The sequence below is a fragment of the Cecembia rubra genome (assembly GCF_003014575.1).
Taxonomy (GTDB): Bacteria; Bacteroidota; Bacteroidia; order Cytophagales; family Cyclobacteriaceae; genus Cecembia_A; species Cecembia_A rubra.
In genome coordinates, this window is sequence record NZ_PYGF01000017.1 from 19,741 (window position 1) to 44,282 (window position 24,542).

Here is a 24,542-nt window from a genome sequence, read left to right on the forward strand (position 1 = left end):
TTATGGCAGAGAAATTTAGGGAAATTATTATCATCGGTGGCGGTCTGGCTGGATTGGTAGCAGCCCATCAGCTTTCCAAATCAGGCAAAGAGGTCCTATTAATAGAGAAAAAAAACTATCCCTTTCACCGGGTATGTGGAGAATATATTTCCAATGAAGTCCGGGATTTTTTAATCAGAGAAGACCTTTTTCCTTTTGAATTTGCTCCTTCTGAAATCAGTAAATTCAGGTTGACTTCGGTAAATGGTAACATGGCTGAGATGAAACTAGACCTCGGTGGATTTGGGATAAGCCGTTATGTTCTGGATCATTTTCTTTTTGAAAAAGCAAAAACATCAGGAGCGGAATTTCTTCTTCAAGCTCAGGCAGAAACAATCGATTACTTAGCAGACGAGGACAGGTTCAGGGTAGTGCTGATTGATGGAACGACATATTACAGCAATTATGTATTAGGGGCATTTGGGAAAAGGTCCAAAATTGATAAATATCTCAACAGAGCTTTTATTAAATCAAGATCCCCCTACATTGGTGTCAAATACCATATCCATTTGAACTATGAAAAGGATCTGGTCGCCCTGCATAATTTTGAAGGAGGGTATTGCGGTATCAATATCATTGAGGAAGGAAAATTCAATCTTTGTTACCTTGGATCCAAGGAACACCTTCGGAAATATGGCAATATCCCCGAAATGGAAAAAGAAATCCTCTATAAAAACCCACAACTGAAAGCCATTTTCGAAAATGCTGAGTTCCTTTTGGAAAAACCAGAAGTAATCAACGAAGTTGATTTTTCACCCAAATTACCCGTAGAGGACCATATACTCATGTTAGGAGATGCTGCAGGTCTTATCACTCCATTGTGCGGTAATGGTATGGCAATTGCCATTCATTCAGGAAAACTAGCCGCGGACATTTTGACCAAAAACCTGAAGCGTCAAGAAACTGAAAATACGTACCGGTCAGAATGGACTAGACATTTCAAAACTAGGTTATGGTTTGGTAGAAAGGTCCAATGGCTTTTTGGACGCAATAGAGTTTCTGACTTGGCGGTCAACCTGGTTCGTAATTCGAAATTTATTTCCCGGACAATCATGAAAAACACCCATGGACAAGTCATCAAATAATCAAAAGACCTGCAAGATTTGTGTGTTTTCCAGAAAGTACCAAATGAAAAATGCATTCAGGGCTATTCCAGAAACCCTGTTCATCCACATGGCCCATGTGTAATTGGCATATCGCTTTTCATCCTTACGGACAAAGGAAAACCAAATAACAAAATATAGAACAACTGGCACCATGGCCAATAGAAACCCATAAAGTGCATTTACTTGAGACCTCTGTATAAAAAACCAGGCGAAGGCAATTCCTGACACCAAAAACCAAAGTGCTGCAAAGGAAAAAGTACCCCTAACCCCCAATTTCAAACTCAAAGTTTGATCTCCCCTTTTGGCATCTTCCTCATGTTGGTACACTTGAGTCAGGGGATAGGATCCCCAAAGCATCAGGGAAGTCAAGATTCCCGGGATAATCACATGCTGCCTGGAGAAAATTTCCCAACCAAAATCACTCAATCCTGCATAGGCCATACAAAAAGTGAAAAAACCTTGAAAAAAGCCAGCGATAAACCAGCTCAAAAAGGGATGTTTTTTCAACCGGATTGAGGGATGGCTATAAGCCATGGACACCAACCCATAAACTAACACCATAGAAGCAAATTGCCAGTTGATAAGATAAGCTAAACCCAGTGAAACTAAAAAAAACAATAAGGATAGATAATAAAGCCCCAAAGTCACCTTGGGTGGGTTTCTAAGTCCTCCGATACTTTTTTCATCTTTGTCAAAGTAGCTATTGTATCCATTGCTGGAAGGATATAAGAATAAGTGTAAAGTTATTAATACGATCAGAATCCTTTCACCATTATGATTTGGCGTCATGGCCAAAGCAAAAAAGAAAACCGGCATAAGGTAAAAGGAAAAGGGAATACGCAAATGCTTCCAGTTTGACCACTTCAACATACTAATCAATTTAATTTTTTTAACTTTTGGCTTGAGGATATGTTTAATCTCAGGTACTCAATTTAGAAAAATTAGTTTAACTTCAATCAATGAACAGCCATTTAGTTAGCATAGGCACCGCCAATCCGGGAGAAGGCATACCTCAAATGCAGATCAGCAATTTTATGAAAATTGCCCACGGACTGGATGAAGCGGGATCTAGAGTCCTGAATTATATCTATAGGCAGTCTGGTATCGAACAAAGGTTCAGTGTGCTGGAAGATTTCAGGTATGACAATCCTGAACACTTTGAATTCTTTCCCAAAAACAAATACCTAGATCCATTTCCGGGAACAAAAAAAAGAATGGAGGTCTTTCAGCAAACGGGTTTTAATCTTGCCCAAAAAGCTATCACCCAATGCCTTCAAAATGCCATGCTTTATCCAAATGAGGTGAGCCACTTGATCTTGGTTTCCTGTACTGGGATGTTTGCCCCCGGACTTGAACTTAAAATCATCCACGAGCTGGGCTTAAGAACAGATATTGAGCGCTATACCCTTCATTTTATGGGCTGTTATGCTGCTTTCAATGGCCTTAAGCTAGCTGATAAAATCTGTCAATCCAATGCGAAAGCCAAAGTGATTGTCGTTTCAGTGGAACTATGTACCATTCATTTTCAGAAAGAATATACAGAGGACAATTTACTTGCCAATGCCATATTTGGTGATGGAGCTGCCGCAGCTTTAGTCACACGATCAAAACATGGACTTGATATTAAAAAATACGATACCCAATTGTTCAAAAGCGGGGAAGATGACATGGCCTGGTCTATTGGGGATTTCGGATTTGAAATGAAACTGAGTAAATATGTACCTGAACTACTTCACAAAGGCCTTGATCAGATACATTCACATTTAGAAAAGCTATTTAATATTTCACAAATAAAGAATTTTGCCATCCATCCAGGAGGCAAGCAGATTCTCCAAAAAGTTGAAGAAGCTTTTGGAATTGGGATGTCTGCTAACCGCCATTCCCATGAAGTGCTGAGAAATTCGGGAAACATGTCTTCCGCATCAATCCTTTTTGTACTAAAAAAGTGGTTGGAAGAAGAAGCAACTTCAGGACCATTATTGGCTATGGGTTTTGGTCCAGGACTGACTTTAGAAACCATGTTGCTGGAAAAAAGATGAAAAAATTTGCCCAAAGAAGTTTCGAAAAGGAATGGATGGACGATTTTGAGTCTAAGGGTCAAGTCTTGGAGCAAACTCTAAAAGAACTGAAGACTATTAACAAATTTTTGGGTGGAAACTATGTAACCACTTCCGCCCTTAGCAAGATTATGCATCGATTTCCCCAAGAGGCCTACCAAATAGCTGATTTAGGATGCGGGAGCGGTGACATGATAAGGATTATGGCAGATTGGGCAAAGATTAATGCTCATAATTGCCAATTTGTGGGAATTGATGCCAATCCAAACATCATTGAATTTGCCAAAAATAATTTATCTGATATTCCATCCGCCACTTTCCGATTCCAAAATGTCTTTGACAGGGCGTTTGAAAAAGACAGTTTTGACATTATTACTTGTACTTTATTTACCCACCATTTCACAGATCAGGAACTAATCAAACTATTTAAGGCTTGTATTATCAAGGCCAAATTGGGTATTGTTATCAATGATCTTCATAGACACCCGATTGCCTTTGCAAGTATCCGCCTGCTGACAAAAGTTTTCTCCAAGTCGGAAATGGTCAAAAATGATGGGCCATTATCTGTAAAAAGAGCTTTTACCCGAACAGATTTGGAAAGGATTTTGCAGGCTTCAGGAATCAGTAATTATCAGTTGTCATGGCATTGGGCATTTAGGTGGAGATTGATTATATTCTGTCGATAAATGCCTTTTTTGAATCAGAAAATCAAATTTTAATCATTTATGGAACCCAACTTAAACTTACAGGAAATCAACGTCATCAAAGAAAAAGCCATAGAAATGGCATTTGAATTTGGGCCTGTTTTGCTGAAAGCCATAATTTTATTGGTTATTGGTAGACAGGTCATCAAATTTTTGACAAGGCTTCTTTCTAATGCCTTGGAAAAATACGAGATCGACCCATCTCTTTCAACATTCTTTAAAAGCTTCCTTTCTGCAGTACTTTGGGTAGTGCTTTTGATCAGTGTGGCCACAACTTTGGGCATGCAGATGGCTTCTTTTGTAGCGATTCTGGGTGCCGCAGGTCTTGCTGTAGGCCTGGCGCTGCAAGGATCTTTATCCAATTTTGCCGGAGGAGTTTTGATTTTGGTCTTCAAACCGTTCAGAGTGGGAGATACGATCGAAACCCAAGGACAATTAGGTTCAGTTGAGAGTATTGATATCCTTTATACTAAAATCAGGATTTTTGATAACAGGGTAGTAACTGTACCCAATGGAGCATTGGCCAACAATATGATCATCAACCTTTCCCAAAAACCAACCCGAAGAGTAGAAATGAAGGTGGGAGTGGCCTATGGAACAAACCTGAAAAAAACCAGACAGGTAATTTTGGATACTTTAAAAAAAGATGAAAGAATCCATGAAGATCCGGCTCCAGTGGTTTATTTCACAAATTTTGGGGACAGTTCTTTGGACTTGACCATTCGTTGTTGGGTAGATGCTGCCGACCTATGGCCAGTTTATTGGGACAATATGGAGGCGATCAATGAAGCGTTTGAAGCAAATGATATTACAATTCCTTTCCCTCAAAGAGATGTGCACCATTTTTATCCGGAAGGAAAAAAATAATGGAGTATGATAAAAAGTTAAGGCCGGTAATTTAACCGGCCTTAATTATTATCACTCTTGTGGTTATTGGGAACAATTGGTTTTTGTTTCTTTTTTCCGTCTGAAGCACAACCAATGTTCTTGGTAAGCTCCAGCTCTTGGGGAATTCCTCCAAATCCTTCGCTGAAATCCCATTCTTCTGCTAATTTTTCCTTCACGATTTTTGATTTTTTCCTGCTCATCAGATGGGCCAATTATCAGTGAATTTTTCTCCATTCAAAAAATCTGCCAATTCATAATCATCCAACAGACAGTTCTCTAATTCAGAAGTAATTTGATCTTTGTCCAAATCTTGTCCTATGATTACCAATTCATTGAGTCTATCTCCGAAATTTTTATCCCATTTGGATTCAATATACTCCTGATTTTCCATGTAGGAAGCATAGTGCATCCTCTCCTTAAACGGCATACTTGCCCACCATACTCCTACGGGCTCCGCTTTGAGTGATCCTCCTGCCTGGGACCATGACAGGGCCTGATCTTTCCGGGATGCAATATAAAAAAGCCCCTTGCTTCTAATGATTCCCGCTGGCCAGTTCTCCGCTAAGTAGGTCCAAAAACGCTGTGGATGAAAGGGTCTCTTATTTCTGAAAACAAATGAAGAAATCCCATATTCTTCTGTCTCAGGCACATGATGGTCTTTTTCAAGCTCTGCCTGCCATCCTGCTGAATTGGAAGCCTCATCAAAATCAAAAAGACCCGTATTCAAGATTTCTTTGGGATCCACTCTGCTATTTGAGGTTACAATAACTTTTGCAGCAGGATTAAGCTTCCGGATAATGGCTTTTAACTCCTCTACCTGCTCTCTGGTGACAAGATCTGCTTTATTGATTAGGATTACGTTTGCAAACTCAATTTGATCAGTAAGCAAGTTGACAATGGATCTTTGGTCTTCAGGGTCTTCATTCAACTGTTTTGAATAAACAGTATCCGCTGAACCAAAATCCCTAAAAAAATTAAAAGCATCTACAACAGTAACTAGGGTATCCAAACGGCTGAACTTGGAGAGATCAATGCCTTTTTCCTCATCTACAAAACTAAAGGTCTGTGCAACTGGCAAGGGCTCTGATATCCCTGTACTTTCTATCAATAAATAATCAAACCTGTTCTCCTTTGCTAAACGCTCCACTTCCAACATAAGATCTTCTCTCAGGGTACAACAAATACAGCCATTACTCATTTCTACCAGCTTTTCCTCTGTGCGGGAAAGGGTATTCTGATTGAGCACCAACTGAGCATCAATATTGACCTCACTCATGTCGTTGACAATTACAGCTACTTTCAGACCCTCCTTATTATGTAAAACATGGTTCAAAAGCGTGGTTTTCCCAGCCCCCAAAAATCCACTCAAAACTGTAACTGGAAGTTTTTTTCCCATATTAATTCAAAATTATTTCAGCATCCAAAAGGATAAAATTCAGTTCATCTATATCCTCTTCATTCAACTTGAGTTTGCCTCTTATCTTGACTATTTCATCCATTTTAATCTTTCTTGAAGGCTTCTTTTTCAAATAACCTACCAGAATACTTTCAGGACCAGCGCCTCCACAAAAAAAACACTCCGCATTTGGGAATTTGGACACTACTGCAATATCAGAATTGTTCATATCCAATGGAATATAAAACCCTGATACAGTTACTATCTTTCCCTCCATTGCCTTTAGTTCATCTGGGAATTTCGGATACAGAAAATACATCCCAAACTCTCTATTTAGCTTTTCGATAAACCTCGTTTTGGCAAATAGTGCCCAAATATTATCCTCTCTAATAGTGGCAGAGCTCGCTAATATCATGACTGTTAGGAAGGCGTATATTATTTTTCTCATTTTTAATTGATCAGGTTATTAGAACAACGTCGGACTTGTTGCTTATTATTGAATCCAACCAGAAAAACGCCGCAGAAATGATATAGTTCAAAGTTAAGGTTATTTCTGCTCTAAATGCAACATAATTGCAAAAATAATTCCTTCCCTGTTATTGCCCTTAGTTATATTTAGCAGATGAAACTAGATGAAAACATATACCCATTATCAAAGAAATTGCAGAGCCTAAAGAAAAAAACAGCTCTTACAGCCATTTTTCGTGTGTTGATTTTTATTTTACTGTTGATTTTTTTGATTCTGGGGCTGGCAGAAAATGGTTGGTATTTACTTGGTATACCGGTTTTAAGCATAATTTTCATTGTCTTGATTAAGCATTTCAATACGCTAAAAGATACAGAGTCATTTATATTCGAACTTCAGGCCATGGAAAAGGAACAACTGAAACGCAGTTCCAGAGAATTGGGCAGTTTCGATTCCGGTGAAGAATTTTTGGATAAGGGCCATCCCTTTTGCAATGATCTGGATCTATTTGGGCAACATTCTTTATTTCAGCTGATCAACCATACGGTTTCAAAAACAGGCAGAAACTTACTGGCCATGCAGATGAAAAAGCAAATAGATCAAAATATGGCTAAGGAGAAATATAAGGCTGTAGAAGAACTGAGATGCAAGCCTGGACTAATCCGTAATTTTGAAGCCCTTGGAAGAGCATTCCTCAAGAAAGAGAAAGAAAAAGGCCAGTTTTACGCTTGGTTGCAAAAACCTGAATCCTGGCAAAAGCATTATATTTTTCCAATGGTCCTTGGTCCAATAGGTGGAATCGGCATCCTGCTTGCCAGCTTCTTAGGCTTAATAGCAAATGCCTGGTTAGGGCTTTGGGTATTGATGGGAATGTTTTTCCTTTCATTGATATTTAAAGACCTGCAAAGGGCATCTCGGATTTGGCCAAATGAAGGGGATATCAAAACTTTCAGAATCTGGTCTGAATTATTGGAACAAGAAAAATTCGAGGAATCCAGCCTTCAAGCTATCCACTGTCATTTTGAAGATGGCCAATTTTCCAAAGGACTTCGCACTTTGGAACAGGTATCTTTTCTGATTCAGAATAGGATGAATTTTGTTTATTTTATCCTAAATCTTTTATGCTGGACAGACTTTTTTCTATTATGGAAATTAGACCGATGGAAGAAAGCTTTTGGTGCTGACCTTGCTGAATTGGAAAAAGTATTTGACCAGTGGCAGGTATTGATATCTTTGGCTGCCTTTTCCAACCAAATGTCTTTAAACGGAGAGGTCTTCTGGAATGGAAGCGACTTGATTCATTGTAAAGAAATCAAACATCCATTATTAAAAAAAGAAGTTGCCGTAGGCAATGATTTCCACCTAGAGGATAAAAAGAAGACTATACTGCTTACTGGTTCAAATATGTCTGGAAAAACCACATTCATGAGAACTTTAGGCATCAATTTAGTGATGGTAAACTTGGGTCTGAGACCAATGGCTGAGAAGCTGAGTGCGGGGAATTTCCAACTTTATACTTCCATGAGAAATGCAGATAATCTAGGAGAAAGTGTGAGCTCTTTCTATTCTGAGCTATCCCGAATCCGTAAAGTGCTGGAGGCAGTGAAAGAGAGTAAGCATGTATTTTTCCTGATGGATGAAATACTAAAAGGGACCAATACCAAAGACAGAATTTTAGGGAGTGAGGCATTGATCAAGCAACTGGCCGATGGCCAAGCCAGAGGAATTATTTCCACCCATGATATCGAGTTGAGCGAACTGGAAAAAACTTTGCCTTACTTGGCAAATTTCAGTTTCCATTCTGAAATCCATGAAAATGAAATCCATTTTGATTATAAGCTGAAAGCAGGTTCATGCCCCAGTTTCAATGCACATAAACTCATGGAATTGATGGGAATTAAATTTGAATAAACTTTCCTTTGGCACAATCATTGATTTATTAAGCTCAAATTCAATTGTTTAACCAAAACAAATAAAGTTATGAGCTCTCTATTGTATTTAATCGCAATCATATTGATCATAGGATGGATTTTCGGATTCTTTGTATACAGTCTTAGTGGTCTGATCCATATTTTGTTGGTATTGGCCATTATTTCTATCCTTTTGAGGTTAATTGGGGGTAGGACTGTTTAAGCTCCGCGAAATTTATTCAATTAAGCTCCTTTAAGGAACTTGTGCCATAATCCTTTTAAAGTTTCCTGAAGCTATATTTTTCTGCTATTTTTGGGAAAACAATGCCTTTTCCTGTGCAGAAAAACTACCAGCAAAAAACTTTGGGAATTCTGGGCGGTGGTCAGCTTGGCCGAATGGTCATACAATCTGCCATCAACTACAACATTGATATCCATATCCTAGACCCGGATTCCAACGCTCCCTGTAGATCCATTTGTCAGCGCTTTGTCCAAGGAAGTCTAACTGACTTTGATACTGTGTATGCTTTTGGAAGGGACTGTGATGTCATTACCATCGAAATCGAAAATGTCAATACAGATGCACTGGCAAAGCTAGCCAAAGAAGGCAAGGAAGTTTATCCCCAACCACATTTGATCAAGCTTATCCAGGACAAAAGACTACAGAAATCTTTTTACCAGGAAAAAGGTATACCAACCGCAGAATTTATTCTTACAGAAAACAAGGAGGAAGTTCTTCTTCAAGAGGATTTCCTTCCTGCTGTCAATAAATTGGGAAGAGAAGGTTATGACGGTAGGGGCGTACAAGTCCTTAGAAATAAGGAGGAACTTGGTAAGGCCTTTGATGCACCGGGACTATTGGAAAAACTCATCGATTTCGAAAAAGAAATTTCTGTGATCGTAGCGAGGAACAAGAGCGGGGAAATCATTAGTTATCCCTCTGTAGAATGCTCTTTTCATCCAACAGCCAACTTGGTTGAGTTTCTTTTTGCGCCAGCGGATATATCTTCAGAGCTGGAACAGAAGGCCCAGGAAATTGCCAGAAAGGTCATCATAGAATTAGACCTGATAGGAATATTGGCTGTGGAAATGTTCGTGACCCCTGAAGGTGAAATCCTGGTCAATGAAATTGCACCAAGACCTCATAATTCAGGGCATCATACCATTGAAGCCAATTTTACCTCACAATTTGAACAACACTTAAGGGCCGTACTTGATATGCCATTAGGTAATACGGACTTAAGAAGCCCTGCCGCCATGGTCAATTTGTTAGGAGAAGATGGCTATAGTGGAGAAGCATTTGTGGAAGGTTTGGACCAAGCCATCAGCCAAAAAGGAGTTTATATTCACCTTTACGGTAAAAAGTTGACCAAACCTTTCAGAAAAATGGGGCATGTAACGCTTCTGGATGAAAACTTGGAGCACCTAAAGGCAAGAGCAAAGGAAATCAAAGAAGTAATCAAAATAAAAGCCTGAACACCATGAGTGTACATGTAGGAATCATTATGGGCAGCCAGTCAGACTTACCTATTATGTCTGAAGCTGCTCTTGCTTTGGAAGAATTGGGGGTTAACTATGAATTGACGGTTGTATCTGCTCATAGAACTCCCGATAGGATGGTGGAATATGCCAAAACTGCCAGAGATAGGGGTTTGAAAGTTATCATTGCAGGAGCCGGAGGTGCGGCCCACCTACCAGGTATGGTTGCCTCTATGACCTCTATACCTGTCATAGGAGTTCCTATCAAGTCTTCCAACTCAATTGACGGTTGGGACAGCGTCCTTTCTATTCTCCAAATGCCGGGAGGAATTCCTGTTGCTACCGTAGCCCTCAATGGAGCCAAGAATGCAGGAATTCTTGCAGCTTCAATTGTAGGTGCATTTGATAAAAAGATTGGGCAAAATCTGGATAATTATAAGGAGACACTAAAAGAAAAAGTTGAAGATTCCGCCAAAAAAATTGAAACAAATGGTTGGAGAAGTGCGTTAGAAAAATAGACATTAATTGAAAGTTTACTAGATTGATTGGTTAGCGGGCCTTATTTTTGCCCGCTTTTCTTTTTGTTGCTCAATCCAAACAACCATGAACCTTAAAAAAAACATCAGATTCAAAATCGGTTCCGAAGATTGGGAAATTCCCTTGGGTGTCTTATTGCTTTTGATTTTGATTACTATTGTATTGATGATTGGAGGAGCCTATTTAGGCTATAGATTTGGAGAAAGGATGGCTGGCGGACCACAGTTGACCATAGTCTTGGGAAACCCTATTTACCTTTAGGACAAAAAAGCACTCTTTATTGTTCTTCTCCAATTGTGGGGGGAAAAGATCAATAAAGAATGCTAGCTTCTTGGATCAAATTCCATTTTTTAAAAATTGGATATTCCTTCGGAGGAACCCTTCGTTTTCATTCTATTCCTTAGAAAGGAAGGATATCATCTGCGCTTTCATCCGAAAAACTGGTAACATCAGGAATGCTGTTTTTTGAAGCGACATTTGCTGTTGCAGCTCCAGCAGCGCCAGCCTTTTCGATTTTCCATGCTTTTACATCAGTATACCATCTTCCATTATATTCCCTACTTTCAATATCAATGGAGGCATTTATATGATCTCCTTGTTTCAAAGCAAACTGATCAATGCTATCTCCCCAGACAGTCATGCATACTTTTTTTGGATAATTTCCTGCTGTTTCCAAAATATATTCTTGCTTTCTCCATTGACCATTTCTTCCATTGCCATTGATTTCAGGCATAATCTGAACAATTCTTCCACTTATTTCCATATTACTGTTAATTTCCAAAAACGAAGGTAAGGAATTAGCCCTGAAATGCCTTACCAAGTACTGTCAAAATCAATAACCAAAAAAAGCCTGGATTATTTTAGCACTTGGCACAATAAATGCAGTATTTCTATTCGTTGAATACATGGATTTTTTTGTTTTATAAATCGGGAATTTTACCGTTTATTGCGGAATTTTATTTTATAAAAAAAAGGTTAAGTGCAATTCTATTCCTTTATTCATTACTTTGTCAAAATATGTTTAAAAAAATTTAATAATTTTTTGCATGTATGTTTCTGAATCAATACATTTGATTAAAGTAAAAATTTTAATTGTTTCACCCCAAATATATACTATGGCATAGACCTCTACGTTATTTTAAAGTCCATAAGTATGAGTAAAAAGTTAGGTCCAAGGGACTCTGAACTGATTTCCCAGTACAGAAGCGGCAGTGATGCTGCATTTGAAAAATTGGTAGACCGATATAAATCAAAAGTTTACACTACCATTTACCTAATTGTAAAAGACCAAGGCGTTGCTGAGGATTTGTTACAGGACGTTTTTGTCAAGGTAATTCATACATTAAGTGCTGATGGCTACAACGAAGAGGGGAAATTCCAACCATGGTTGATGCGTATAGCGCACAATCTTGCTATAGATTATTTCAGAAAGACCAAGCGTTACCCAACAATCATAATGGAAGATGGGGAGAATTTGTTCAATACGCTGAAATTTGCTGATAACAATATTGAAGACCATAAAGTCAAGGAGGATACCCTTGAACTCGTCCGTAGATTGATAGATGAGTTGCCAGAATCTCAAAAACAGGTACTCATTATGAGGCATTACATGGATTTGAGTTTTCAGGAAATTGCAGAGCAAACAGGTGTAAGTATCAATACTGCACTAGGCAGGATGCGGTATGCACTGATTAATATGAGGAAAAAAATGAAACAGTTAAATTTTGCCTATGACAAAACCTTTTACCCCAAATGACCTGATCAGATATATCTATCAGGAAATGAGTGAAAATGAGAATGAACGATTGGTGCAGGCCTTGCGCGAAGATGGGACTTTGATGCAAGAATATCTGGAATTGCTGAGCACCATCGATCAATTGGACCAACTCATTCTTGAACCTTCTGAGAAAATAGAAAAAGGCATTCTTAGAAAAGCCAGATCTATAGAGCGAGAAAAAATAAAGTCGTTTTAGTTTCCCGGTAACCTGAAAGTATAAGCTTTCAGGTTTTTTTATAAATGCACTTGAATAAAATCTTCTGTCATTTGGATAATCTCCCTGTAAATTGATTCAGGAAAACCATGCCCTAATCCAGGATAATATTTAAATGTCTTGGGGACACCGTTTTTGATTAGTTTCTCTTCCAACAAATAACTTTGACTTATAGGGACAATATCGTCCTGATCTCCATGAAAAAATGCAGTAGGAACAGAATTGGGTCTAATAAAATTGACTGGTGACCCATTTTCATACTTTTCCTTGTCCACTTGAGGGTCACCAATCATGTTCCTCAACAAAAATTCAATTAATGGATTACCGTTTCCCAAAGTCAGCAGGTTTGTGGGAGGGAAAATGCCAACTGCTAATTTCACCAATCCATCGTTGTTTTTATAACTATGCAACAAACTCAAATGCCCCCCAGCACTTCCTCCTGCAAGTATTACCTTTTCTGAAACATTCCATTCTTTAAGTTTTGATCTTATAAATGCCAAGGCATTTTGAATATCCTCTTCTTGTCTTGGAAATGGATTAGACCTATTGGCAGCATTGAACAAGCGGTAGTTCAGGGATACATAGGCATAATCTTGCTGCACCGCCTCAAACCAAGGCCTGAAATTTCTAAACTCGGCTTTATCACCATCTATCCATGCTCCACCATGAATCCATATCAGTAGCTTGGTGTTTTGGCTTGTCCTATTGGCAGGTAAAAACACATCCATTTTTTGCCTTGAATCATTACCATAGGCCACATCTAACAAATCATAAGGGACACTGGGATCAAGCTTGGAATCACTTAAATCATCATCCTGGCAAGAAGTAACGAAAATGACAAGGGCCACTAGAAAAATACTCCGTAATTGTTCAAGGCGAAAGTGAAGTTTCATATAGGTAAAGTTTAAATTCCAAATTGCAGTCGTATTTAGTACAAATACTTGTGACAAATGGATTGGAAAAAGGTTTAAATCTTTAAAATTGTAAAATCTAATTTAACAAGAATCATGCTCAAAAAAGAACGGTACGCTGCTTTTATTGAATACTTTTCGAACCACATGCCTGTGGCCGAGACGGAACTGATGTATGAAAACCCGTTCCAACTCCTTGTTGCTGTAGTCCTTTCGGCACAATGTACCGACAAAAGGGTCAACATGCACACCCCTGCTATTTTCAGAGATTTCCCTACCCCCCAACACCTTGCAAGTTCTAATTTTGACGAACTGTTTCCCTATATCAAATCCATATCCTACCCCAACAACAAAACAAAACACTTGCTTGGCCTAGGGAAAAAACTGGTGGAAGAATTCAATTGTGAAGTGCCCTCAACTGTAGAAGAATTGATCAAACTACCCGGAGTAGGGAGAAAAACAGCCAATGTGATCACCTCGGTGGTCTGGAACCAGCCAAATATGGCTGTGGATACCCATGTCTTCCGTGTTTCCAAAAGACTTGGATTGGTGAATCAAAACGCCAAAACCCCTCTGGAAGTCGAAAAAGATCTGGTAAAAAACATACCCAAAAAGCATATCCATATTGCCCATCATTGGCTGATCCTTCACGGTAGGTACATTTGCTTGGCCAGAAACCCCAAATGCCTGGAATGCCCTATTACAAGTTTCTGTAGGTACTTTGAAAAAAATAAAAAAATAATCATTGATCAAGCAAATGCCTCACCGGCTTCCAAACCTTAATGTGCGGGATAAATGTCATATTAGGCCAAGATCCCCAAAACCGGATCCAATCCATGATGGATGCCACTGCACATCGTGGACCTGACCACTCTGCTTTTTGCCAAGTTGAGGAAGGATTGTTTTTTGCAGGAAACCGACTAAAAATCCTTGATCTGAGCGATAAATCCAACCAACCGCTTTGGACAGAGAAAAAGGATGCCGTACTTATTTGGAATGGGGCCATCTATAATTACCAGGATTTAAGAAATCAACTTATCGATTGGGGTTACCATTTTAGCACCCACTCAGATTCTGAAGTCTTACTATATTGGCTACAACATCATGGAGAGCAAGGCATCAAAAGCCTCAAAGGCATGTTTGCCCTGGCGTTTGCAGATTTGAAAAAAAACTCCCTGATCATTGCAAGGGATCCATCGGGTGAAAAACCCCTTTATTATACGCAGGAAAATGAAACTTGGCTTTTTTCTTCAGAGTGCAAGCCTATTCAAAATGTCTTGCAGTCCAAGTCTTCAATAAATATTGGACAATTCCCTTTTTATTTCTATCTCCGCCATACGCTTCCTGATCAAACGTTCTTTAGAGGAATCCAACAGTTTCCTATTGGAACTAGCTGGACTATGGATTTGAAAGGAAAAAACTGGAAAGAAAATTCACTGTCCCTCAGCAAAACCCTAAAAGGCAATATCAGCCATACACATTTTGAAGAATTGCTTAAAGAGGCTGTACTTAAAAACTTTCATGCTGATAGTAACATTGGGGTCATGCTTTCGGGTGGGGCAGATTCCAGCCTCCTTTACGCGCTTTGGTATGAAGAAACAGGCATTCAACTCCCGACATTTACGGTTCATTTTGAAGAAAAACTGCAAAAAAAATATGCAGACCCTCTTTTTGTGGGTAAATATTTCAAGAAATATCCTTCGCTTCAACATACCATAGATATTTCGCTTCAAAGCATTCAGGACAATTGGAAAAAATATATCCAAAGTCTGGATCAACCTATTGGGGATAGTGCAGGAATGCTAACTTGGATGATTGCCAAAGAAGCATCAAAGGAGGTAAAAGTCCTGATATCCGGGGCTGGGGCAGATGAGCTTTTTGGTGGTTACAACAGACATAAAGCCTACCTTGCATACATTCAGCATCCAAAATTCTGGCTCAATTTAAAAAAATCAAATATTGCCAAATTCCTCCCTGCCAACTGGCGCAAAATGATCCAAAGTATTGAAGAGGACCCGAGGGAAACTTATTTTCAAATGGCTGCTTTGGTGAGCATGCCGAAAGAGTTAATTCAAAAACTCGAATTAATTTATCCAAAGGAAGAAGGTTTACTAAAAAATGCTCTCTCTTGGGACAGGAAGTTCTATCTGGTAAACGATATCCTAAAAATCCATGACAATGCCTGCATGGCTCATGGAATTGAAGGCAGGTCTCCCTATCTGGATACGGAAATTGTAGAATTAAGTCAGCAACTCAGTGAAACTGAACATAGAGAACTGATCGGCAAAAAATGGATCAAATTGTCACTTGAACAAAGAAATCTCGGTTTTATTGGCAAAAGACAAAAGCTTGGTTTCGGCTTACCTTTAGAGGAATGGTTTTTGAGGAAAGAATTTAGGAACTGGGTGTTTGGGCCTATCCAAGCAATGGAAAAAGAGTGGGGGAGTTTTTTTCCCAAGGAAATGCGTAATTTGGCTTCCAATCCGTCTAAGGCAAAAGGAAGGCAGTTTCTTCAAATCTGGAATCTCTTCCTTTTGGCATCATGGCTTGAAGAGAATAATTAAATGAGAGTAATTTATATCCATCAATATTTTTTGACTCCCGGCGAAGGAGGAGCTACCAGATCTTATTACCTGGCCAAGGGAATGGTGGATCATGGTATAGAAGTGGAAATGATTACTGCCCACAATAGACCCTACTATGATCTTAAAGTCATACATGGCATCAAGGTACACTACTTACCTGTAAGCTATGATCAGGAATTTGGTTTCTTCAAACGGCTATGGGCCTTTTTTACATTTATAAAAATTGCAAAAAAATGGATCAAAAAACTCTCCAGGCCGGATTACCTCTATATCACTTCTACTCCTTTGACTACTGGCCTGATTGGCTTATGGGCTAAGCGCAGATTTGCACTTCCTTTCATTTTTGAAGTGCGCGACCTCTGGCCAGATGCACCCATTCAAGTAGGGGCCATCAAAAATCCAATCCTTAAGAAATTCTTGTACGCCCTTGAAAAGCGGATTTATCACCATGCCTTAAAAGTCATCGCACTTTCTCCGGGAATTGCTGACAATATCAGAAAAAAATGTCCCGAGTGCGAAGTACAAATTGTGCCAAATTTTGCTGACACAGAGATCTTTCAGCCTAAAGAAAAATCACCTGAATTAATGGAAAAATATGGACTTCAAAATGTCCTTACCATTAGTTATGCCGGTGCTATTGGTAGGGTCAATGCTGTAGAAGAAATCCTAGTTCTTGCTAAAATGGCTCAGGAAAATGAACTGGATTTTCAGTTCATTGTTATGGGAAAGGGTTCTTGCCTGCCTGATTTACTTAAAAAGGCGAAATGTCTGAACCTAAATAATTTCAAACACATTACATTTGGGTCTAAAAATAAAGTAGCTGAAATCCTGAGCATTTCAGACATTGCATTTATAAGTTTTGATCATTTGCCAGTATTAAAAACCAACAGCCCCAATAAATTTTTTGATGGCCTGGCTGCAGGAAAAGCCATCATGGTCAACCACAAAGGCTGGGTATATCATTTGGTAAAAACTTACAATCTTGGTTTTTACTTTAATCCCAAAAAACCAGTAGAAGCCTTAAATAAACTGGAATTTCTTTCCAAAAACCCCAATCAGTTAAAGGAAATGCAACAAAATTCCAGGAATTTATCCGAAAAGTATTTTACCAAAGAAAAGGCAGTTGGACAGGTACTTCACCTGTTAGATCCAGTTAAATTTGGAAGATCCACTACCGACGGGGTTTATACCCTGACTGCCTGAAAATTTTCTCTGTATCAGACTCCATCATTAATTCCTGTAAAGAAAAATTATTGTTAAAGCGATAATCATCCACAATATTCCAACCTAGCCATCGTCCCAGTCTTCCTGGTGCATCAGGACTGATGGCATCTGTAAATGGCGCCTCACCTATATACTTCCTGATTTCAAAAGGGTTGGTGGTAAAGAGCAGGTCATTTTCCACAAAATGGGACCAAATCAATTCCTCATGGGTAAAACAAGCAGCTACTTCATCTGAAGTATAACCGATTATAAATTCATCAGGAGTACAGGGAAGAATACTTTTGGTAAAATGATAAGCTTTCCCATAATAAATCATTTCGGCCAATAAATTATTCTGGCCCATATTCGTTCTGTTAAACTGTGAACTGAAAGCCATGGCTACCATAGGGACCAGGTAATCTTTTTGGTACCGTTTGGTTATATACTGCGGTAGATCCGGTGGTTGAAACCTGTGTTCAAAGGGTAGATAGTAATCCAATCCTATTACCAAAACCTCTTTATCTAAGTAAATATCTGAGCCAAAGCCAGTCACGAAGGTATAAACTTTAGGTATCCGAAATTCCGGGTAATAGTATTTGATATGTTTGAAAGCTACTTTCAACTGTTCTTCAAGATCACTCAAATCTGAAAAATACTTTTGAACCTCATCAAAAAGTTCCATCATCAGGCTATCCTGATTGACCAAAATCAATTCTTCAATCAATTCTTCTTTTGAGGAATACAGGTCAACTTGAAGATAGTTTTTAGCAAATTCAGGATAATTATCAAGCAAGTTCAGAAATTCATCCTCTGTCTTTGCCTGGAAAAACTTATCCTCTAGACGAACCAATTGAAAATCTACCTCTATTGCCAAAATTTCATCATCTACTGCACATTCTTGCCCCTTTTTTTGGCAAGCCTTGGTCATTAAAAGAACCAAAATCCAAATGGAAATTCTCCGGAAATATTTCATAACAATCTTACTTAATCACTGTACCATGACAAGGATTTACAAATTAATGCAAATCCTAAAGATACATAGCTAACTCTTCTAAGATTTAGGAGGCTTTTTATTTTGATCATGCTTAATATCAGAAAAAACCCCCATCAATAAATGTCTATACAATAATTTTTTTTTACAAAAATCTTTCATTGATACCTAATTTGACTGCATACACAACAAAAATCTTAATTGATTTAAAATTGATAAAACCTTACTGTCCAAGTAGAGTTTAATATCTGTCCATCTTTCACTAAACCAACAAAAATTATGAAAAAGAAAGGTATTTTGAGATCGATTTTCACATTTCCACTACTTGGATTTGTATTTGCTTTCGGAATGACATCATGTAATGATGATGATCAGGCTCCAGTACAGGAGGCACCAACCATTGTAGATGTTGCTGCTTCTACCAATGATTTTTCCACACTTGTAGCAGCGGTTGATGCTGCAGGTTTGGTAGAGACACTATCAAGTCCAGGTCCCTTTACAGTTTTTGCCCCAACCAATGATGCGTTTGCAAGATTTCTGGAAGACAATAATTTAGAAGCTTCTGCTCTATTGCAATCACCGGCTCTTGCTGATGTATTGACTTACCATGTCCTTGCATCTTCTGTCCCTTCTTCTTCAGTAACTCCTGGGAGAGTAAATACAGTAGCTGGAGTTCCCTTCTTTGTGAGCCAAGCTCCAAATGGTAATCTTTGGATCAACGGAAATGCTCAGATTATCCAAACTGATGTTTCTGCTTCCAATGGTATCATTCACGTATTGGATTATGTAATTACTCCTCCTACACAAAGTATCGCTGAAATTGCAATTGCAGCTACGGAAGCTGAAAGTCCACAATTTACTCAATTGGTTGCTGCCTTAGTGAGGGCCGATTTAGCAGGCGCTGTATCAGGGGGATTGGATGATGACCTTACTGTATTTGCACCGACTGATGCTGCATTTGAAGCCCTATATGAAGCATTGGGTGTGAATGGAATTGACGATATTCCTTTGGAAACTTTAACCAACGTTTTATTGTACCACGTAGTACCGGCGAGAGCATTTTCTCAGGATTTGAGAAATGGAGCTCAGCTACCGACGCTTCTTGAAGGTGCAAGTCTTACTGTCAATTTAGGTTCATTGCAGATCAATGAGTCAAATCTGTTGGAATCTTTATTGAATATCCATGCAACAAATGGTGTCATCCATGTAATCGACAGTGTCTTGTTACCGGAATAATTGAATTTGGAATTAGTGTAGAGGTCCAACCAAATCGGTTGGGCCTCTTTTTATTTTCAGATTCTTTTGATTATTTTAATCTGTGAAAAATAAGTGGATAAAAGCAAAGGCCTATTTTAGCCATCTAACCTTAAAAAAAGCTGTTAACTTTTTATTGCTGTACCTCTCTTTTGTCCTGAGCAGGGCTATTAAAAAGCCTGTCCTTTGGGGGTATCCCACTACCTTATCTATAGAACCTACAACCAGCTGTAACCTGAGATGTCCAGAGTGTCCAAGTGGATTAAGAAATTTTTCCCGGCCTACTGGCATGTTGTCAGAAAGTCTATACGAAAAGGTTATTTCGGAAACCAAGGATTACCTAACCTATCTGCATTTATATTTTCAAGGTGAACCCTTTTTACATCCTAAGTTTACAGATTTGGTGTCATTGGCAAATCAGTCAGGAATCTTTACCTCCACTTCTACCAATGCCCACTACCTGAGTGAGCAAAACATAAAAAAAACCCTGGATTCAGGACTGAAACAGCTCATTATTTCTATGGATGGCATAACACAAGAAGTCTATGAATCCTACCGTGTGGGTGGTAAGCTTTCCAAAGTACAGGAAGGATTGGGCCGATTGCTTCAGATCAGAAAAGAGAAAAAACTTCTTTACCCTAGGGTAGTACTTCAATTTCTGGTTACAGGAAAAAATGAGCATCAGATTCCAGAGCTCAAGGATTGGGCAAAAAAGATGGGAGTGGATGAACTCCAATTAAAGAGCACACAGATTTATAATTTTGAAAATGGATCCGATTTGATTCCAAGTGAGCCCCAGTATTCAAGGTATGTACCTGATGGAAAAGGGAAATGGAAACTGAAGAAAGAAATAGAAAACAAATGCTGGAGGATGTGGCAGGGAGCAGTGATTACCTGGGACGGACGTGTGGTCCCCTGCTGCTTTGACAAAGATGGCAGTCATGAAATGGGGAAAATCGGGGAAAATAATTTGGAAAAAATCTGGAAAAACAAAAAATATCAGACTTTTAGAAATCAACTTTTGGAAAACCGTAAGCAGATAGAAATCTGCAAAAACTGCACGGAATGATCCCAGTCCATGTAATTTAATTCTTGGACTATTTCTTTACTGCTCGGAATACTTATCTTTACGCTGATTTTATTCTGTTTAAAGTAGAAAAATGCCAATAACCCCTTTTGCTGGCGTTTAAATCGTTAAAGAAAAGGCGGGGAAAATCCTATGAAACTGAGCTTGGTAGTGACTGTCTGCCTCTAAGGAGACAATAACTCTAAAAGTCAGTTTAGGCAAAGGCAAAAAATCAATTAAAAACACATGAAAGACCATTCTTCCAGAGCAAATAAAAAACACTATTCTGCTTTAAAATTACTTGCCTTCTTTTGCTTGGGCCTGTTTTTTATTATCTACCATCCTACATCCTCACAAGCCCAAAATATACCTGATATTGCAAATATCAATGTAGATGAACTTACCGATGAACAGATCAGAGAATTGATCAGAAGGGCCGGTGAATCAGGAATCACAGAATCAGAATTGATTCAGATGGCCAGATTAAGAGGTTTGCCTGCAAGAGAAGCAGAAAAATTGCAAAAGAGGATTGAACAGCTGGAAATTTCAAGTACAGGCACTAGGTCACGAACAAGTGCTTCAAAAAGAGAACCACGAAGGCAAACTGATTTTAATGAAATCAGCCAGGGAATATTAAAGGTACAGCCGGAAATGGAAGATTCCAGTATCTTAAATTCCCCAATTTTTGGACTGGACCTTTTTTACAACAAAAACCGCAGACTGAGTTTTGAGCCCAGTATCAATATGGCTACGCCAAAAAATTATATCCTCGGACCAGGCGACATGGTTTATGTGGACATCTACGGTCAATCTGAGCAATATTATGAAGCCAATATCAATGCGGATGGTTTCATGATTTTGGATAATATCGGTCCTATCAGCGTATCAGGAAAGACTATAGAAGAAGCTAGCGGCATCATAAGAAACAGACTCGCATCTTATTATCCAGGTATCAGAGGCAGTAATCCCAACACTTTTGTTCAGGTGACATTAGGCAATGTAAGGACTATAAAGGTTCATTTGGTCGGTGAACTTCGTTTACCGGGAACATTTACCTTAAGTGCTTTTAGCACCGTATTCAACGCTTTATATGCCGCTGGTGGTCCGAATGAGAACGGCACCATGCGTAACATCAAAATCATCCGCGCAGGGAAACCGGTTGCCAGCGTAGATGTCTATGATTTCCTAGTGAACGGAAAAGCCAATCTTGACCTTCAATTGCAGGATCAGGATGTAGTATTGGTAGAACCCTTCATGTCAAGAGCTAAAGTTTCGGGAGAAGTGAAAAGACCAAAAACTTTTGAGGTGAAAGAAGGAGATACTTTTGATGATCTTTTACGCTATGCGGGAGGCTTTACAGATGAGGCTTTTAAAGAACGAATCAATGTAAGCCGCGTTACAGGGAAAGAAAAAGCTGTTTCTGATATTTATCAAAATCAATTTGGTTTGTTCTTGGTAAAAGGTGGTGATGAATACCAAGTTGGCAGAATTCTAAACCGGTATACTAATAGAGTGCAGATCAAAGGTGCGGTATTCAGGGAAGGTAATTATGCACTGAATGAGGGTCTCACACTGAGCCAGCTGATAAAAAATGCAGAGGGACTGAGAGGAGATGCCTACCTGGAAAGGGCAAGTATCCTGAGAACCTATGATGATTTCAGCACCGAAGTACTCACTGTCAGCCTAAAGGAAATCATTGAAGGAAGAACTGCTGATATTCCTTTGAGGAGAGAAGATGTCATCCGGATTTCAAGCATTTATGACCTTCAGGAAGAGTTTTATGTTCAAGTTAATGGAGAAGTAAGAAATCCGGGGACCTATCCTTTTTCCAAAAACATGACTGTGGAAGAATTGATCATAATGGCAGGAGGTTTGAGGGAGGCTGCCAATATAAGAGATGTGGAGATTGCCCGCAGATCCAATGAAACTGCCAAGGGGAATTTTTCTGATATCATACCCGTAGAAGTAAACGAAAAACTGATTTCAGGCAATAATTCTGTTACCCTTGAACCTTATGATATGGTTGTGGTAAGGAGAAAGTCGAATTTTACTTTGGACAAATTGGTAAAAGTGGAGGGCCAGGTCAATTCACCAGGAATTTTCCCTATAAAAAATGCTGAAGAAAGGATTTCTGATGTTATTAAAAGAGCAGGAGGATTGACTAATTTCGCCTATCCAAATGGTGCTACTTTGATCAGAAGGACAGAATTTTTTGAAACAGAATCCGAGCAGTTACGCAGACAGAGAAATTTAATGGACCTTCAGCAGAAGTTACTTATGGACCCTAACAACTCCGAAGCTCAGGAACTTTTATTAGAAAGGCTGTTCAAAGACTTGGGAACAGCTCCAGTGGAAGGTGGAGAAGGCCTGGCAACTGCCGCTACCAAAAGGGAAACAATTACTGGTATCACGGAAACCAAAGCAGGTGTTGCTCCTGTGAAAATCAGACAAACCGAAGCAGTAGCCATAGACTTGGAGGCGATTATCAAAAATCCAGGTTCTGACCTTGACCTGATCTTAGAAGAAGGAGACATCATTTCCGTTCCGAGACAACTTCAGACGGTCAGAATGAGAGGAGATGTAGTTTACCCTGCCACTGTCAGGTTTGAAAAAGACAAAGGAATGAAATATTACATCAATAGATCCGGAGGATTCGATATTCGGGCTAATAGAAAAAGGACCTATATTGTATATGCCAATGGAGAAGTAGCCAGGACCAAAAGTCTATTTGGCCTTCGAAGCTATCCTAATGTAAGACCAGGCTCAGAGGTAATCGTTCCCACCAAAGGCCCAAGGGTTCCTGTTCGTCCAGGTGAGCTGGTAGGTATAGCAACCGGAATTGCTACTTTGGTACTTGTGATCACCCAAATCAATCCCTAATGGCCGAGCAAAAACACATTATAGATGATAAAATCACCTTGAAAGAATTGGTGGAGCGCTTCCAGTATTGGCTTATGTTTTTTGTCGGAACGTGGAAAGTTTTATTACTTTCAGGAATCATTGGAATTGGATTGGGTGCTTTGGTTTCAATTCTAAAAAAACCGGTTTTTCAAGCAGAAACCACTTTTGTGTTAGAAGAAAACGATATGTCGGGCCTCAGTCAAATGTCCGGATTGGCTTCATTGGTTGGGGTAAACCTGAGTTCTTTGGGGGCTTCAAGCGGACTATTTCAGGGGGACAATATCATGGAGCTTTACCGTTCTGACAACATGCTTGGCAAGACCCTTCTCAGCCCATTTGATGGTTCCACACTTTTGATCGACCGGTATATAGCCTTCCATAAGCTGGAGAAAAAATGGAAAAGAAAAGTGGATTTATCCAGCATGGATTTTTCAATTGACCGTGAAGCTTTTTCGGTGAAGCAGGATTCCGTGGTCAAGGAAATTGCCAAGCTCATCAGAGAAAAACATCTTTCCGTAACCAAACCAAACAGGAAACTTACCATTATACAGGTCAACGTCTCCTCTAAGGATGAGCCCTTTGCCAAAGCTTTCAATGAAACATTGGTAGAGAATGTAAACACTTTCTATTTTGAGACCAAGACAAAGAAAACTGCAGAGAATGTTGCCATTTTACAGTCCCAAGCAGACAGCGTTAGGGCTATTTTGGATCAAAGCATATTGGCTTATGCGAGCAGTTCAGACCGGGTACCAAATCCTAACCCCATACTTCAGGCTGCCACCGTGGAAGCTAGAAAGCGGCAAGTAGATGTGCAGGCATCTACGGCAGTTTATTCAGAAATTGTGAAAAACCTGGAAATAGCAAAGGTCAACCATAGAAATAATTCCCCATTGATACAAATTATTGATGCACCGAGACTTCCACTTAAAAGATCTGAGATCAGATTATTAAAGGGTATGGTTATTGGAGCTTTAATTCTGGGTGTTTTGACTTTGATTTATTTGTATATAAGGCAATTGTACCGTCTACATGTCAGTAGGACTGAAGCATAGCCTTTT

General features: G+C 39.2%; 25 protein-coding genes. 18 read left to right on the forward strand and 7 right to left on the reverse strand.

The genetic code is table 11. The annotated features are described in order from the left end of the window. The first annotated feature begins 2 nt into the window (after positions 1 to 2). Positions 3 to 1,124 (forward strand): NAD(P)/FAD-dependent oxidoreductase, encoded by a 1,122-nt coding sequence (locus CLV48_RS19205; protein WP_106568920.1) that lies wholly within the window; start codon positions 3 to 5, stop codon positions 1,122 to 1,124. Here the strand turns inward: CLV48_RS19205 and CLV48_RS19210 are convergent, their stop codons facing one another. Next, positions 1,125 to 2,015, reverse strand: coding sequence for a UbiA family prenyltransferase (locus CLV48_RS19210; protein WP_106568921.1), 891 nt, complete (start codon positions 2,013 to 2,015; stop codon positions 1,125 to 1,127). Positions 2,016 to 2,104: 89 nt separating this feature from the next. Here CLV48_RS19210 and CLV48_RS19215 point away from each other — a divergent pair, with 89 nt between their 5' ends. The 3 genes from CLV48_RS19215 to CLV48_RS19225 are packed head-to-tail and all read left to right on the forward strand — an operon-like array spanning position 2,105 to position 4,773. Continuing rightward, positions 2,105 to 3,184 (forward strand): type III polyketide synthase, encoded by a 1,080-nt coding sequence (locus tag CLV48_RS19215; RefSeq protein WP_106568922.1) that lies wholly within the window; start codon positions 2,105 to 2,107, stop codon positions 3,182 to 3,184. Continuing rightward, the gene (locus CLV48_RS19220) at positions 3,181 to 3,888 is read left to right on the forward strand and encodes a methyltransferase domain-containing protein (protein WP_106568923.1); all 708 of its coding nucleotides are present in this window, start codon (positions 3,181 to 3,183) and stop codon (positions 3,886 to 3,888) included. The genes CLV48_RS19215 and CLV48_RS19220 overlap by 4 nt, the downstream gene beginning before the upstream one ends. A 39-nt stretch (positions 3,889 to 3,927) precedes the next feature. Next, positions 3,928 to 4,773, forward strand: coding sequence for a mechanosensitive ion channel family protein (locus tag CLV48_RS19225; protein WP_106568924.1), 846 nt, complete (start codon positions 3,928 to 3,930; stop codon positions 4,771 to 4,773). A 41-nt stretch (positions 4,774 to 4,814) separates the two neighbouring features. On the opposite strand, the gene CLV48_RS19230 is transcribed toward CLV48_RS19225, so the two are convergent. From CLV48_RS19230 to CLV48_RS19240, 3 genes are read right to left on the reverse strand one after another with little or no spacing between them, the layout of a single operon-like run. Then, positions 4,815 to 4,994: a hypothetical protein gene (locus tag CLV48_RS19230; RefSeq protein WP_106568925.1), complete on the reverse strand. Its 180-nt coding sequence runs from the start codon at positions 4,992 to 4,994 to the stop codon at positions 4,815 to 4,817. Next, a complete protein-coding gene (locus CLV48_RS19235; protein ID WP_106568926.1) occupies positions 4,994 to 6,190 on the reverse strand; it encodes a GTP-binding protein in 1,197 nt (398 codons plus the stop codon). The genes CLV48_RS19230 and CLV48_RS19235 overlap by 1 nt, the downstream gene beginning before the upstream one ends. A gap of 1 nt (position 6,191) precedes the next feature. Further along, positions 6,192 to 6,638, reverse strand: coding sequence for a hypothetical protein (locus CLV48_RS19240; protein ID WP_106568927.1), 447 nt, complete (start codon positions 6,636 to 6,638; stop codon positions 6,192 to 6,194). 360 nt (positions 6,639 to 6,998) lie between these two features. Between CLV48_RS19240 and CLV48_RS19245 the strand changes: the two genes are divergently transcribed. The 5 genes from CLV48_RS19245 (at position 6,999) to CLV48_RS19265 (ending at position 10,843) form a co-directional block, all read left to right on the forward strand. Continuing rightward, positions 6,999 to 8,567: a MutS-related protein gene (locus tag CLV48_RS19245; protein ID WP_342748310.1), complete on the forward strand. Its 1,569-nt coding sequence runs from the start codon at positions 6,999 to 7,001 to the stop codon at positions 8,565 to 8,567. Between the two features lie 69 nt (positions 8,568 to 8,636). Then, a complete protein-coding gene (locus tag CLV48_RS19250) occupies positions 8,637 to 8,789 on the forward strand; it encodes a lmo0937 family membrane protein (protein ID WP_106568929.1) in 153 nt (50 codons plus the stop codon). Between the two features lie 113 nt (positions 8,790 to 8,902). Next, positions 8,903 to 10,042 carry a 5-(carboxyamino)imidazole ribonucleotide synthase gene (locus CLV48_RS19255; RefSeq protein ID WP_106568969.1) on the forward strand — a complete coding sequence of 380 codons (1,140 nt, stop codon included), beginning with the start codon at positions 8,903 to 8,905 and terminating at the stop codon, positions 10,040 to 10,042. A gap of 5 nt (positions 10,043 to 10,047) precedes the next feature. Beyond that, positions 10,048 to 10,563 (forward strand): 5-(carboxyamino)imidazole ribonucleotide mutase, encoded by a 516-nt coding sequence (gene purE / locus CLV48_RS19260; RefSeq protein WP_106568930.1) that lies wholly within the window; start codon positions 10,048 to 10,050, stop codon positions 10,561 to 10,563. An 85-nt stretch (positions 10,564 to 10,648) separates the two neighbouring features. Then, on the forward strand, positions 10,649 to 10,843 hold the full coding sequence (locus CLV48_RS19265; protein ID WP_106568931.1) for a hypothetical protein: 195 nt from the start codon (positions 10,649 to 10,651) through the stop codon (positions 10,841 to 10,843). 139 nt (positions 10,844 to 10,982) lie between these two features. Here CLV48_RS19265 and CLV48_RS19270 read toward each other — a convergent pair whose 3' ends face one another. Continuing rightward, complete coding sequence (locus CLV48_RS19270; protein ID WP_106568932.1) at positions 10,983 to 11,345, reverse strand: DUF3127 domain-containing protein; 363 nt, start codon at positions 11,343 to 11,345, stop codon at positions 10,983 to 10,985. A 390-nt stretch (positions 11,346 to 11,735) separates the two neighbouring features. Here CLV48_RS19270 and CLV48_RS19275 point away from each other — a divergent pair, with 390 nt between their 5' ends. Both CLV48_RS19275 and CLV48_RS19280 read left to right on the forward strand, forming a co-directional pair. Further along, positions 11,736 to 12,338, forward strand: a complete 603-nt coding sequence (locus CLV48_RS19275; RefSeq protein WP_106568933.1) for an RNA polymerase sigma factor — start codon at positions 11,736 to 11,738, stop codon at positions 12,336 to 12,338. Then, positions 12,313 to 12,555 (forward strand): anti-sigma factor, encoded by a 243-nt coding sequence (locus CLV48_RS19280; RefSeq protein WP_106568934.1) that lies wholly within the window; start codon positions 12,313 to 12,315, stop codon positions 12,553 to 12,555. Before CLV48_RS19275 ends, CLV48_RS19280 begins: the two co-directional genes overlap by 26 nt. A gap of 38 nt (positions 12,556 to 12,593) precedes the next feature. On the opposite strand, the gene CLV48_RS19285 is transcribed toward CLV48_RS19280, so the two are convergent. Beyond that, a complete protein-coding gene (locus tag CLV48_RS19285) occupies positions 12,594 to 13,466 on the reverse strand; it encodes an alpha/beta hydrolase (RefSeq protein WP_106568935.1) in 873 nt (290 codons plus the stop codon). A 114-nt stretch (positions 13,467 to 13,580) separates the two neighbouring features. On the opposite strand from CLV48_RS19285, the gene nth reads away from it, so the two are divergent. Genes nth through CLV48_RS19300 form a run of 3 tightly spaced genes read left to right on the forward strand, consistent with a single transcriptional unit; the run spans position 13,581 to position 17,272 of the window. Beyond that, positions 13,581 to 14,267 (forward strand): endonuclease III, encoded by a 687-nt coding sequence (gene nth / locus CLV48_RS19290; RefSeq protein ID WP_106568936.1) that lies wholly within the window; start codon positions 13,581 to 13,583, stop codon positions 14,265 to 14,267. Next, entirely contained in the window at positions 14,267 to 16,048 is a 1,782-nt protein-coding gene (gene asnB / locus CLV48_RS19295; protein WP_106568937.1) for an asparagine synthase (glutamine-hydrolyzing), read from the forward strand. Before nth ends, asnB begins: the two co-directional genes overlap by 1 nt. Beyond that, the gene (locus CLV48_RS19300) at positions 16,049 to 17,272 is read left to right on the forward strand and encodes a glycosyltransferase family 4 protein (protein ID WP_106568938.1); all 1,224 of its coding nucleotides are present in this window, start codon (positions 16,049 to 16,051) and stop codon (positions 17,270 to 17,272) included. On the opposite strand, the gene gldB is transcribed toward CLV48_RS19300, so the two are convergent. Further along, positions 17,241 to 18,245: a gliding motility lipoprotein GldB gene (gene gldB / locus CLV48_RS19305; RefSeq protein WP_106568939.1), complete on the reverse strand. Its 1,005-nt coding sequence runs from the start codon at positions 18,243 to 18,245 to the stop codon at positions 17,241 to 17,243. The two genes, CLV48_RS19300 and gldB, sit on opposite strands and share 32 nt — an antisense overlap. 297 nt (positions 18,246 to 18,542) lie before the next feature. On the opposite strand from gldB, the gene CLV48_RS19310 reads away from it, so the two are divergent. From CLV48_RS19310 to CLV48_RS19325, 4 genes are all read left to right on the forward strand, one after another. Next, positions 18,543 to 19,499, forward strand: a complete 957-nt coding sequence (locus tag CLV48_RS19310) for a fasciclin domain-containing protein (protein WP_106568940.1) — start codon at positions 18,543 to 18,545, stop codon at positions 19,497 to 19,499. A gap of 82 nt (positions 19,500 to 19,581) precedes the next feature. Continuing rightward, the gene (locus tag CLV48_RS19315) at positions 19,582 to 20,586 is read left to right on the forward strand and encodes a radical SAM/SPASM domain-containing protein (RefSeq protein WP_106568941.1); all 1,005 of its coding nucleotides are present in this window, start codon (positions 19,582 to 19,584) and stop codon (positions 20,584 to 20,586) included. A gap of 243 nt (positions 20,587 to 20,829) precedes the next feature. Continuing rightward, entirely contained in the window at positions 20,830 to 23,463 is a 2,634-nt protein-coding gene (locus CLV48_RS19320; protein WP_106568942.1) for an SLBB domain-containing protein, read from the forward strand. After that, entirely contained in the window at positions 23,463 to 24,536 is a 1,074-nt protein-coding gene (locus CLV48_RS19325) for a GumC domain-containing protein (RefSeq protein WP_106568943.1), read from the forward strand. Before CLV48_RS19320 ends, CLV48_RS19325 begins: the two co-directional genes overlap by 1 nt. The last annotated feature ends 6 nt before the right edge of the window (positions 24,537 to 24,542 follow it).